The organism is Cupriavidus sp. YR651, assembly GCF_900101625.1.
Taxonomy (GTDB): Bacteria; Pseudomonadota; Gammaproteobacteria; order Burkholderiales; family Burkholderiaceae; genus Cupriavidus.
On sequence record NZ_FMYZ01000001.1, the window covers coordinates 577,165 to 589,460 of the forward strand.

The 12,296-nt window shown below is 66.6% G+C and carries 10 protein-coding genes; all 10 read right to left on the minus strand.

Annotated elements, in window-relative coordinates; all coding sequences use genetic code 11:
* Positions 1-55 precede the first annotated feature (55 nt).
* Positions 56-730, minus strand: coding sequence for a leucine efflux protein LeuE (gene leuE / locus BLR29_RS02520; protein ID WP_092134366.1), 675 nt, complete (start codon positions 728-730; stop codon positions 56-58).
* 36 nt (positions 731-766) lie between these two features.
* Positions 767-1,903, minus strand: a complete 1,137-nt coding sequence (gene carA / locus BLR29_RS02525) for a glutamine-hydrolyzing carbamoyl-phosphate synthase small subunit (RefSeq protein ID WP_092134367.1) — start codon at positions 1,901-1,903, stop codon at positions 767-769.
* 279 nt (positions 1,904-2,182) lie between these two features.
* Positions 2,183-2,596 (minus strand): RidA family protein, encoded by a 414-nt coding sequence (locus BLR29_RS02530; RefSeq protein WP_092135390.1) that lies wholly within the window; start codon positions 2,594-2,596, stop codon positions 2,183-2,185.
* Between the two features lie 68 nt (positions 2,597-2,664).
* Positions 2,665-3,090, minus strand: a complete 426-nt coding sequence (locus BLR29_RS02535) for an acyl-CoA thioesterase (protein ID WP_092134369.1) — start codon at positions 3,088-3,090, stop codon at positions 2,665-2,667.
* Positions 3,087-4,787 (minus strand): AMP-binding protein, encoded by a 1,701-nt coding sequence (locus BLR29_RS02540; protein ID WP_092134370.1) that lies wholly within the window; start codon positions 4,785-4,787, stop codon positions 3,087-3,089. The genes BLR29_RS02535 and BLR29_RS02540 overlap by 4 nt, the downstream gene beginning before the upstream one ends.
* 32 nt (positions 4,788-4,819) lie before the next feature.
* On the minus strand, positions 4,820-5,992 hold the full coding sequence (locus tag BLR29_RS02545; protein ID WP_092134372.1) for an acyl-CoA dehydrogenase family protein: 1,173 nt from the start codon (positions 5,990-5,992) through the stop codon (positions 4,820-4,822).
* 10 nt (positions 5,993-6,002) lie between these two features.
* Positions 6,003-6,854 (minus strand): enoyl-CoA hydratase family protein, encoded by an 852-nt coding sequence (locus BLR29_RS02550; protein WP_092134374.1) that lies wholly within the window; start codon positions 6,852-6,854, stop codon positions 6,003-6,005.
* A 56-nt stretch (positions 6,855-6,910) separates the two neighbouring features.
* Complete coding sequence (locus BLR29_RS02555; RefSeq protein ID WP_092134375.1) at positions 6,911-7,705, minus strand: SDR family NAD(P)-dependent oxidoreductase; 795 nt, start codon at positions 7,703-7,705, stop codon at positions 6,911-6,913.
* Positions 7,706-7,707: 2 nt separating this feature from the next.
* A complete protein-coding gene (locus BLR29_RS02560; RefSeq protein WP_092134377.1) occupies positions 7,708-10,083 on the minus strand; it encodes a bifunctional salicylyl-CoA 5-hydroxylase/oxidoreductase in 2,376 nt (791 codons plus the stop codon).
* Between the two features lie 202 nt (positions 10,084-10,285).
* Positions 10,286-12,187, minus strand: coding sequence for a propionate--CoA ligase (locus BLR29_RS02565; protein ID WP_092134378.1), 1,902 nt, complete (start codon positions 12,185-12,187; stop codon positions 10,286-10,288).
* Positions 12,188-12,296 lie beyond the last annotated feature (109 nt).

Here is a 12,296-nt window from a genome sequence, read left to right on the forward strand (position 1 = left end):
GGCCGGCTCGCGAAGGTGTCGCGGGCCGCGCCGGATATCAGGATTTCGCCGCGCGTCAGTTCAGCGTGGCCGTGGCCAGCTTGGCACCGAAGCCGATGAACATGGCCCCCACGCCGCTCGCCATGCCCGCCGACAGGCGGCGGCGCCGGCGGAATGCCTCGGCCAGCCGGGCGCCCACGAAAATGATCGTGGTCAGGTAGGCAAAGCTGCAGATCTGGCAGACGATGCCCAGCGCGACGAAGGACAAGGCCGGGTAGCCGAACTGCGGGTCCACGAACTGGATGAAGAACGAGATGAAGAACAGGATCGCCTTGGGGTTCAGCAGGCTGATGACCAGTGCCTTGCGGAACGGATTCGCCGCGCGGTCCACCGGCGCGGCCTCCGTGGCCGGCGCATTTTCCCCGCGCGCAGCCCAGCTGCGCAGCGCACCGCGCAGCATCTGGAAGCCGATCCAGCCCAGGTACGCCGCACCGATGTACTTCACGACGTAGAACAGCGCCGGGCTGGCCTTGAGCAGCGACGCCACGCCCGCGGCCGACAGCACCATCAGGATGGCATCGCCCAGGAACACGCCGCACGCGCCCTTGTAGCCGGCGCGCACGCCGCGCTGGGCGGCCACCGACAACACATACATCGAGTTCGGCCCCGGCAGCAGCACGATGAAGATCGTGCCAAGCGCAAAGGTCCAGAAATCGGTGATGCCCAGGCTGGCATGCATGAAGGCGTTCATGGGGATTCCCTGCTCTCTCGTTGTTCAGGCCGCGGCTTACTGCCTGGCGTCCTTCATCAGCTTGATGAAGCGGTCGAACAGGTACGCCAGATCGTGCGGGCCGGGCGACGCTTCCGGGTGACCCTGGAAGCAGAACGCCGGCTTGTCGGTCAGCGCAAAACCCTGCAGCGAACCGTCGAACAGCGATGTGTGCGTGATGCGGACGTTGGACGGCAGCGTGTCGGCGTCCACGGCAAATCCGTGGTTCTGCGACGTGATCACCACGCGGCCATCATCCATGTCCTTGACCGGATGGTTGGCGCCGTGGTGGCCGAACTTCATCTTGAGCGTCTTGGCACCGACCGCCAGGCCCATGATCTGGTGGCCCAGGCAGATGCCGAACGTAGGAATGCCGCGCGCGATGAACTCGCGCGTGGCGGCGATCGCGTAGTCGCAGGGCTCGGGGTCGCCAGGGCCGTTCGACAGGAAGATGCCGTCCGGGTTGAGCGCGAAGGCGTCCGCGGCGCTGGCCTGGGCCGGCAGCACGGTGACCTTGCAGCCGCGCTCGGCCAGCATGCGCAGGATGTTGAACTTGACGCCGTAGTCATAGGCCACCACGTGGAACTGCGGCTTGTCCTGCGTGGCGTAGCCCTGACCGAGCTTCCATTCGGACTGCGTCCACTCGTACGGTTCCTTGACCGATACGACCTTGGCCAGGTCCATGCCGGCCAGGCCGGGGAACGAGCGGGCCAGGTCGATGGCCTTCTGGACGTTGTCCTCGCCAGCCAGGATGCAGCCGTTCTGGGCACCCTTTTCGCGGAGGATACGGGTCAGCTTGCGGGTATCGATGCCGGCGATCGCGACGACCTTTTCCTGCTTCAGGTAGTGCGCGAGCGTATGTTCCTTGCGGAAACTGGAGGCCAGAAGCGGCAGATCCTTGATGATCAGGCCGGCGGCATGGACTTTCGTGGCTTCGACATCCTCAGTATTGACGCCAACATTGCCGATATGCGGATACGTCAGCGTGACGATCTGCCGCGAATAGCTCGGGTCGGTGAGGATTTCCTGGTAACCGGTGATGGCGGTGTTGAACACCACTTCGCCGATGGTATGGCCGGAAGCGCCGATGGAATAGCCACGAAAGACCGTGCCGTCTGCAAGCGCGAGAATGGCGGACGGAAAAGACGGTAACACGGGTAGGCTCCTGCTGGACTCACCCCGTGACCGACCTGCTCAACGCCTCGTGCCCCGTGGGCGGATCCCTTGGCCATGCGGATGGCGGGACCGGCCGATCGCGGCTTTTGCATCACATTTTGCAGTGCACAAAGACTCGCGCGAATGGGGGCGGCGGAAGGTGGAATACGGTAGGCGCTAGGGTGAAGGGTTCTGAAAGCGAAACTTTCGAATTATATCCCGTGGCGCCCATTTTCTCAAGTTTTCAAGGACTTGCGACAGCAAGTCCCGAGCCTTGGGTCATGCAGCCGGCGTCACAACCGCCGTGACCTCGATTTCCACCTTGGCGCGCGGCTCGACCAGATCCGCCACCTCCACGGCGGTCATCGCCGGAAAGTGACGGCCGATGATGTCGCGATAGTGCTGGCCGATGGCCTTGTAGGCACCCACGTACTCCACCTTGTCCTTCACATACCAGGTCATGCGCGTGATGTGCTCCGGGCGCGCCCCGCCCGCTTCCAGCACGGCGACGATATTGCGCAGCGCCTGGGCCACCTGCAAGGCGAAATCGTCGGTCTCGAATTCGCACTGGCCATTCCAGCCGATCTGGCCACCCACGAAAATCAGGCGGCTACCCACCTGCATTTCGGTCAGGATGCCGTTGGCGTAGCCCCGGGGCGGTGCCCAGTCGGGCGGTTGCAGCGTCTTGAGCATGATGAAATCCGTGTCTGTGAGAGATTGGGAATATCGGGAATCGGTCGACTTGTTCTGCATGTGTGCTGTCATGCGGCGGCCGCCACGAAGCGCCCCATCGCGGTGCGCACTGCCTCCGGCAGCACTTGCGGCGACATCGTTCGCGTGTCGACGCAAACCAGCCGCTGCGTGACGACCATGCGCGTGTCGTCACCCGGTCCGGCAAAGCGGATATCCACGGCAAAGCTGCTCCGGCCGACATGCGTCACGCGCAACTCGCGCGTCAGCAGATCGCCCAGCCGGCTCGGCGCCACGAAGCGGCACTGCAGTTCGGCGGTCGGCACGCCGGCATGGCCCGCCCCATGCATCGCATCAAAGGGCCAGTCCAGCCCGTCGGCAAACCAGTCCTCGATGAAGTCGTTCAGCATCTCGAAGTAGCGCGGATAGAACACGATGCCCGCGGCATCGCAATGCTTGAAGCGGATGCGTACGGTATTGCGAAAGACCTCGCTCACGGCCGCCCCGCACTGCCGCCGGCGCTGCCGTTGCCGTTGCCATTCGGGGCGATACCCGCGGCGATCTGGCGCAGGCGGAAGCGCTGCAGCTTGCCGGTCTCCGTGCGCGGCAGCGCGGCCACGAACTCGATGCGGCGCGGATACTTGTACGGCGCGATCTCGCGCTTCACGTAGTCCTGCAGGGCCGCACGCATGGCCTCGCTGGCCTCCACACCGGGCCGCAGCACCACGTAGGCCGTCACCACCTGCCCGCGCTCGGGATCGGGCGCGCCCACCACGCCGCATTCGGCCACCGCCTCGTGCCGCATCAGCGTGCCCTCCACCTCCGGTCCGGCGATGTTGTAGCCCGCCGAGATGATCATGTCGTCCGAGCGCGCCTGATAGAAGTAGTAGCCGTCGGCATCGGCCATGAACGTATCGCCCGGCAGGTTCCATCCGTCGCGCACATAGGCCTCCTGCCGGGGATCGTCGAGGTAGCGGCAGCCCGTCGGGCCGCGCACGGCCAGCTTGCCGACCACGCCTGGCGGCACCGGCTGCATGTTCTCGTCGACGATGCGGGCCTCGTAGCCGGGCACCACGCGCCCGACCGCACCGGGCCGCACGTCGGCGCCGGCACTGGAGACGAAGATGTGCATCATTTCCGTGCCACCGAGGCCGTCAATCATCTCGATGCCGGTCGCCGCCTTCCATGCCTGCCGCGTGGCGTCGGGCAATGCCTCGCCGGCCGATACGCTCTTCTTCAGGCTCGACAGGTCAAAGCCATGCGCCAGCGTGGCCATCTGGCGATAGAACGTCGGCGCCGTGAAGACGATGCTGGCGCGATGATCCTGGATCAGCTTCAACAGCGTCTCCGGCGTGAGTTTTTCCGCCAGCGCCGTGCTTGCGCCGATCCGCAGCGGAAAGCACAGCATGCCACCCAGCCCGAACGTGAACGCCAGCGGCGGCGTGCCGCAGAAGATGTCGTCGGCGGTCGGCTGCAGCACGTGACGCGGAAACAGGTCGCACATCGCCAGCACATCGCGATGGAAATGCATCGTGCCCTTCGGCTGGCCCGTGGTGCCGCTGGTGAAGGCGATCAGGCAGGTGTCGTCGGCGGCGGTGTCGCAGGCCGCGAACGTGTCCGGCTTGCCGGCCATCGCGGCCTCCAGCGCATCGTCGCCGGTGCCGTGGAAGTATCGCGTCGTCGTCAGCGTCGGGCAGTAGTGTTCGCCGTCGGCACGCAGGTTCGCCTCGAGCTCCTCACGCAGCCGCGCATCGCAAAGCGCCGCGGTCACCTGCGCCTTGTCGATGATCTGCTTCAGTTCCTTGGCGCGCAGCAGCGGCATGGTCGGCACGGCGATCAGCCCGGCCTTCACGATGGCCAGCCAGCTGGCCGCCATCATCAGGTTGTTCGGCCCGCGCAGCAGCACGCGATTGCCGGGGACCAGCCCCATGTCTTCCACCAGCACATGCGCGATGCGGTTCACCATCGCCGCCAGCCCAGCATATGTCACCGTTTCAATCCTGCCGTCGCGTTCGTGGCGCACCGCCACGCGCGCGCCGTTCCCTGCCGCCACGTGCCGGTCGACCAGTTCCGCTGCGGCGTTCAGGCGCTCGGGATAGCGGGTATCGGCATTGAACTGGAACACGGGCCACGACCGCTGCGGCGGCAGGCGGTCGCGGGCGAAGGTGTCAACGTGGGCAGTGGGGGCGGCCATGCTTGTCTCTCCTGGTTCTCGGCGATTCGTCGTTAGCGGGCGTGCGCGGCCAGCGTTTCGCGGGCGATGATCAGCTTCTGCACTTCGGTGGCGCCTTCGTAGATCCGCAGCGAGCGAATCTCGCGATACAGGCTCTCCACGCGCGTGCCGACCCTGACACCAAGCCCGCCGAACATCTGCACGGCGCGGTCGATCACCTGCTGGGCGTTCTCGGTGGCGACCATCTTTGCCATGGCCGCCTCGCGCGTAGTGCGGATACCCTGCACATCGCGCAGCCATGCGGCGCGATAGGTCAGCAGCACCGCGGCGTCCACGGCCGTGGCCATGTCACCGATGGCCGCCTGCGTGAGTTGCAGGTCAGCCAGCACGCCGCCGAACATCGGGCGCGATGTCGCGCGCGCCAGCGCATCGTCCAGCGCGGCGCGCGCAAAGCCGATCGCCGCAGCCGCCACCGACGCGCGGAAGATATCCAGCGTCATCATCGCCACCTTGAAGCCCTGCCCCGTCTCGCCGAGCCGGTTGCCCACCGGCACGCGGCAGTTGTCGAAACGCAGCGTGGCCAGCGGATGCGGCGCGATCACATCGATGCGCTCGGCAATCGTCAGGCCGGGGGTGTCCGCATCGACGACAAACGCGGTGATGCCGCGCGCGCCCGGCGCCTCACCGGTGCGGGCAAACACACAGTAGAAGTCGGCAATGCCGCCGTTGGAAATCCACGTCTTGGCGCCATCCAGCACGTAGTGGCTGCCGTCGTCCGACAGCCGCGCACTGCACTGCATGGCGGCCACGTCAGAGCCCGCCTCGGGCTCCGACAGCGCAAACGCGGCGATGGCGTCGCCACGGGCCACGCGCGGCAGGTAGCGCTCGCGCACGGCATCGCTGCCGGCCAGCGTGATCGCGCCGGAGCCGAGCCCCTGCATCGCAAAGGCAAAGTCGGCCAGGCCATCGTGACGCGCCAGCGTCTCGCGGAGCAGGCACAACGCGCGCGAATCGAGCGCAGGCAGCGCGCCGCCAAACGCGGCCGGCACGCAGTAGCGCAGCCAGCCCGCTTGCCCGAGCTGACGGACCAGCCCACGGCAGGCGGCATCCGCGTCGGCATGATCGACGTGTTGCAGGGATTTGCCACACCACGCATCCAGCTCGCGCTCCAGCGCGCGATGCGTCTCGTCAAAGAACGGCAGGTCGATGTAGGTCTTGTCGCTCATCGCCGGCTCCTCAGTTGCCTTCGAATACCGGCTTCTGCTTGGCGACGAAGGCGTCGTACGCGCGGCGGAAGTCCTTCGTCTGCATGCAGATGGCCTGCGCCTCGGCTTCGGCCTCGATGGCTTCGTCGAGCCCCATATTCCACTCCTGGTGCAGCAGTTTCTTGGTCACGCCATGTGCGAAGGTCGGGCCCGCCGCGATCTGCGCGGCCAGCGCCTGGGCTTCGCCCAGCACCGCCTCCGGCGCGTGCAGCGCGTTGAAGAAACCCCACTGCAATCCCTCTTCGGCGCTCATCGAGCGGCCCGTATAGAGCAACTCGCTCGCCCGCCCCTGCCCGATCATGCGCGGCAGCAACGAGCACGCGCCCATGTCCGCGCCGGCCAGCCCCACGCGCACGAACAGGAACGCGGTCTTCGCCTGTGCGGTGCCCAGGCGCAGGTCGGAGGCGAGCGCCATCATCGCGCCCGCGCCGGCGCAGATGCCGTCGATCGCGCTGATCACCGGTTGCGGGCAGGCACGCATGGCCTTGACCAGATCGCCCGTCATGCGCGTGAAATCCAGCAGCTCCGGCATGGTCATGCGCGTCAGCGGGCCGATGATTTCGTGCACATCGCCGCCCGAGCAAAAGTTGCCGCCCGCGCCGGTGACAACCACTGTCTTGATGTCGGTGGCGTAGCACAGGGCGCGAAACAGGTCGCGCAGCTCGGCGTAGGAATCGAACGTCAGCGGATTCTTGCGCTCGGGGCGATTCAGCGTGATGGTGCCGACCTTGCCGTCACCCGAGACCGACCACAGGAAATGCTTCGGCTGATAGTCGGCAAACGCGCGCTTGTGGTGGCGCATATCCAGTGCGATGTCGCTCATGTCGTTTCTCGTTGTCTCTCGTGGTGTTCGTCGTAACTCGTGAGGGGAAGCGCGGTTCAGCCGGCCATGACTTCGCCGCCCGCAACCGGCACGGCCTGGCCCGTGATGGCCGATGCCGATGGCTGGCACAGCCACGCCACTGCATCCGCCACCTCGTCCGGCTGCACCAGCCGGCGCTGGGGGTTGCGCGCGGCCAGCTCGGCGCGGGCCTGCTCTTCGGTGCGACCGGTTTTGCCGACGATATTGGCCACGGCATCGCGCACGATGTCCGTCTCGGTGTAGCCCGGGCATACCGCGTTGACGGTAATGCCCTTGGACGCCAGCTCCAGTGCCAGCGCCCGCGTGAGGCCGATCACGCCGTGCTTGGCCGCGCAGTAAGCGCTGACGTAGCCGTAGCCGATCAGTCCTGCCGTGCTGGCCACGTTCACGATGCGCCCCCACCCTGCCGCCTGCATGCCCGGCAGCGCTGCCTGCATGCAGAGGAAGGTGCCGGTCAGGTTGACGTCGAGCATCCGTTGCCAGAGCGCCAGATCGGTCTTGCCGAACGGCGCGCTGTGCGCCTGCCCCGCGTTGTTGACCAGCAGGGCGATGGTCCCGCGTGCCTCGGCCGCCCGGGTGAACGCGTCGCTCACGCTGGCAACATCGGTGATGTCCGCACTGACCGCGCCGAGCTGCGCGCCCGCGGTGACGCTGGCGCCAAGCGCGGTCACCGTGGCGTCGAGCGTCTTCGCATCGCGCCCGAGCAGCGTCACGCTGGCGCCGTCGGCCAGCAGCCGGCGCGCAATCGCCGCACCAATGCCGCGCCCACCGCCGGTGACCAGCGCGTGCCGGCCTTCGAGTGAATAGGCCATCGTCATTTCCCCGGCGGCTGTGCAAACGCCGCCGCGCGTTCGAGGTTGGTTTCCAGTTGGCGCTTGCCGGCTACGTACTGCTTCGGCCAGGTCACGTCACGGAAGCCCAGCCGCGCAGCCTCATGCAGCGTCCAGGCCGGATCGGCCAGGTGCGGGCGGGCAATCGCGCAGAGATCCGCGCGGCCTGCCGCGACGATGCTATCGACGTGGTCGGCCTCGAAGATCGCGCCCACCGCGATCGTTGGAATTCCGGCTTCATTGCGAATGCGGTCCGCGAACGGCGTCTGGTACATCCGGCCGTACACAGGCGCCTGGTCAGGACTGACCTGGCCGGACGAACAATCGATCATGTCCGCGCCGGCCGCCTTGAAGGCACGAGCGATCTCGACGGCGTCGTCGGCCGTGATGCCACCCTCCACCCAGTCGTGCGCGGAGATCCGCACCGACATCGGCTTGTCCTGCGGCCAGACCGCACGGACGGCCGCAAAGACTTCCAGCGGGTAGCGCAACCGGTTGGCGAGCGTGCCGCCGTAGGCGTCGGTCCGCAGGTTGGTCAGCGGCGAGATAAAGCTCGACAGCAGGTAGCCGTGGGCGCAGTGCAGCTCCAGCCAGTCGAACCCGGCCTCCGCTGCGCGGCGCGCATTGGCGACGAAGTCGTCGCGGACCGTATCCATGTCGGCACGGCTCATTTCTCGTGGCATCTGGGAAATGCCGGGCATGTAGGGCAGCGCCGACGCCGCCATCAGCGGCCAGTTGCCCGTCTCCAGCGGGAAATCCATCTTTTCCCAACCCAGTTGCGTGGAGCCCTTGCGGCCGGCATGGCCCAGTTGCATGGCGATCTTCGCGTCGCTGTTGGCGTGCACGAAGTCGACGATGCGCTTCCACGCGTCGCGCTGGGTGTCGTTCCACAAGCCCGGGCAGGCCGGCGTGATGCGCGCATCCGGAGACACGCAGGTCATCTCGGCCACGACCATCCCGGCGCCGCCAAGCGCGCGGGCACCGAGGTGGACCAGATGAAAATCGCCCGGCACGCCGTCGACGGACGAGTACATCGCCATCGGGCTGACTACCACGCGGTTCTTCAGCGTGAGCCCGCGGACGCGGTACGGCGTGAACATCGGCGGCAGGCTTTCGTGGCCCGCATCGGCGCGCAGCCGCAGCGTCTCGGCCGGCACACCCGCCTGTGCGGCCAGCCATTGCTCGAAGTCGTCCACGTACTTTGCGTCGCGTACGCGCAGGTTTTCATGCGAGATCCGCTGCGAACGGGTCAGCAGCGAATAGGCGAACTGCTCCGGCGCCATGCTTGCGTAGCGATCCACGTTTTCGAACCACTCCGTGGAATTGCGCGCCGCGTTCTGAATCTTGAGGACTTCCACACTGCGCGTCGCCTCGTAGCGCGACAACGCCTGCGGCAGTCCATCCACGCCCACGGCACGCGTCTTGCCGATCTCCTCGGCCAGGTCGATCGCATCTTCCAGCGCCAGCTTGGTGCCGGAGCCAATCGAGAAGTGCGCGGTGTGGGCCGCATCGCCCATCAGCACCACGGGCACGCGGCGGCCGTCGTCCAGCGTGTTCCAGTGCACCCAGTGGCGGCAGATCACACGCGGGAAGCGGATCCAGTTTGCCGAGCCGCGCAGGTGCGTGGCGTTGCTGATCAGCTTGTTGCCATCCAGATAGCGGGCGAAGAGCCGCTCGCAGAACGCCACGCCCTCTTCCTGGCTCATCTGTTCGATGCCGGCGGCGCGCCAGACCGGTTCCGGCGCCTCGACAATGAACGTCGATGTGGTGTCGTCAAACCGGTAGGCATGGGCCTGGAACCAGCCGTGCTCGGTTTTCTCGAACGCAAACGTGAAGGCGTCGAACAGCTTGTGCGTGCCGAGCCAGACAAAGCGGCACTGCCGCGTGTCGATATCGGGCGCGAAGCTCTCGGCGTAGCGCGTGCGGATGCGGCTGTTGATGCCGTCGGAGGCGATCACCAGGTCGGCGTTGTACTGACGGGCCAGCGCCTGGTCGTCGCTGACATCGGTCTCGAACACGAGCCGCACACCGAGCGCTTCGCAACGCGCCTGCAGGATATTCAGCAACCGCTTGCGGCCGATGCCGATAAAGCCGTGGCCGCCCGAGCGGATCGTCCGCCCGCCGATGTGGATGTCGATGTCGTCCCAGTGGTTGAACGCCTCGTTGATCTCCTGTGCGCTGACCGGGTCGGCCTGCTTCAGGTTCTCCAGCGTGGCGTCGGAAAACACCACGCCCCAGCCGAAGGTGTCGTATGCCCGGTTTCGTTCCACCACCACGACATCGTTGGACGGGTCCTGCAGCTTCATCAGCAACCCGAAGTACAGGCCCGACGGACCGCCACCAATACACAGCACGCGCATTTGCTTGCCTCCTGCCGGCCGCCGGCGGTACGCCATCCGGCCATCTAGATCAGGGTTAAATATTTTATGCTTAAAATATTAGGTCGCATGAGAACGACTGGCAAGCGAAATCTGCGCAAGTCCCCGCATTGATTGGGTTTTTGCCGGCCGGCCGCCTGCGCAGATTCGCGAGGGATCACATTGGACCCCGCTCCGATTCAGTCTAGACGCCCTTTTCGGCCATCGCCGCCTTGACCTGTTCCAGCGCCGTCGGGTCCTCGATGGTCGTCAGGTCGCCCGGATCCCGCCCCTCCGCCACCGCCTGAATGGCGCGCCGCAGCAACTTGCCGGACCGCGTCTTCGGCAGCGCGTTGACGAAAAACACGCGTGCCGGACGCGCCACCGCGCCGAGTTGCTGCTCCACGGTCTTCATCAACTCCCCTTCCAGCGCCAGGCGGTCCGCCGGCGTGGCCGTGCGGGCGGCGTCGCGGGCAATGCAGAAGCCCATCGCCACCTGCCCCTTGAGCGCATCCTGCACACCGATCACCGCCACCTCCGCCACGCCCGCGTGCGACGACAGGCTCTCCTCGATCTCGCGCGTGCCCAGCCGGTGGCCTGCCACATTGATCACGTCGTCCGTTCGCCCGAGGATGAACACGTAGCCGTCCTCGTCGCGCACGCCCCAGTCGAACGTCGAATAGCACTCCCGGTTCGGCACCGCCGACCAGTAGGTGCGGATGAACCGGCCATCATCGCCCCAGACCGTGGTCATGCAGCCCGGCGGCAATGGATAGTCGATGGCCACCACGCCCTTCTGGTTGGGCGGGCATTCCTCGCCCGTGATTTCGTCGACGATGCGCAGGTCATAGCCGTAGGCCGGCACCCCCGGCGAGCCCAGCTTGGGCGGCAGCGCCTCCACACCGCGCTGGATCGCGATGATCGGCCAACCCGATTCGGTCTGCCAGTAGTTGTCCACCACGGGCTTGCCGATGCCGTCCTGGATCCAGCGCGCGGTGGGCTCGTCCAGCGGTTCGCCGGCCAGGAACAACAGGCGCAGGCTGGACAGGTCATGGCGCCTGAGCAGCGCCGGGTCCTGCTTCTTGAGCACGCGGATCGCGGTCGGCGCGCTGAACATGAGATTCACGCCGTACTGTTCGACGATTTTCCACAGGATGCCGCCATCGGGCCGGACCGGCGTGCCCTCGTACATCACGGTGGTCATGCCGGCCAGCAACGGCGCGTAGACGATGTAGCTGTGTCCGACCACCCAGCCGATGTCCGACGCCGTGAACATCGTGTCACCGGGCTTGCCGCAGAAGATGTACGCCATCGACGTGGCCAGCGCCACCGCGTAGCCGCCGGTATCGCGCTGCACACCCTTCGGCTTGCCCGTCGTGCCGGAGGTATAGAGCACGTAGGACGGTTCGCTCGACTCCATCCAGACACACGGCACGGCCTGGCCGGCCACGCGGTCGCGCCAGGCGGTGTAGTCTTCGTCACGGCCCGCGGTGCGCGGCATGTCCGCCAGCTTGCGGTCCACCAGCAGCACCTTCTCCGGATGATGACCGGCCAGCCGGATCGCCTCGTCGAGCAACGGCTTGTACGGCACGACCTTGCCCGCACGCGACCCCGCATCGGCACTGACGATCACGCGTGGCCTGGCATCATCGATGCGCGCGGCCAGGCTCACCGAGGCAAACCCGCCAAACACCACCGAGTGCACCGCGCCGATGCGCGCGCAGGCCAGCATCGCGAACATCGCCTCGGGGATCATCGGCATGTAGATCAGCACGCGGTCCCCGCGCGTCACGCCCAGCCCCTGCAGGATCGCCGCCATGCGGGTCACTTCCTCGTGCAGTTGGGCGTAGGTATAAGTGCGCGCTTCGTCGGTCTCCGTGGAAACGTAGACCAGCGCACGCTGGTCAGCCCGCTCAGCCAGATGGCGGTCGATGGCGTTGTGGCACAGGTTGGTGCGCCCGCCGACAAACCAGCGCGCAAACGGCGGCCGGCTGTCGTCCAGCACCTGCTCAAAGGGGGTTTCCCAGTCGATACGCGCAGCCTGCTCCGCCCAGAAACCTGCCGGGTCGGACAGCGATCGCGCGTGCAGCGCACGGCTTGCCGTCATGATGGTGTCTCCTCCGCTTGACTGCGGTTTTATGGTCGACGGCTAGTGTGCCAGCGCAACCGATGGCGGTCTATGAGGGCAAATCGGCAGGAATTTGCCTCAGAAGATT

Coding starts and splice junctions, on each gene's coding strand:
- BLR29_RS02560 (WP_092134377.1), bottom strand. CDS start 10,083: ATGCGCGTGCTGTGTATTGGTGGCGGTCCGTCGGGCCTGTACTTCGGG.
- BLR29_RS02550 (WP_092134374.1), bottom strand. CDS start 6,854: ATGAGCGACATCGCACTGGATATGCGCCACCACAAGCGCGCGTTTGCC.
- leuE (WP_092134366.1), bottom strand. CDS start 730: ATGAACGCCTTCATGCATGCCAGCCTGGGCATCACCGATTTCTGGACC.
- BLR29_RS02565 (WP_092134378.1), bottom strand. CDS start 12,187: ATGACGGCAAGCCGTGCGCTGCACGCGCGATCGCTGTCCGACCCGGCA.
- BLR29_RS02530 (WP_092135390.1), bottom strand. CDS start 2,596: ATGCTCAAGACGCTGCAACCGCCCGACTGGGCACCGCCCCGGGGCTAC.
- BLR29_RS02555 (WP_092134375.1), bottom strand. CDS start 7,705: ATGGCCTATTCACTCGAAGGCCGGCACGCGCTGGTCACCGGCGGTGGG.
- BLR29_RS02540 (WP_092134370.1), bottom strand. CDS start 4,787: ATGGCCGCCCCCACTGCCCACGTTGACACCTTCGCCCGCGACCGCCTG.
- BLR29_RS02545 (WP_092134372.1), bottom strand. CDS start 5,992: ATGAGCGACAAGACCTACATCGACCTGCCGTTCTTTGACGAGACGCAT.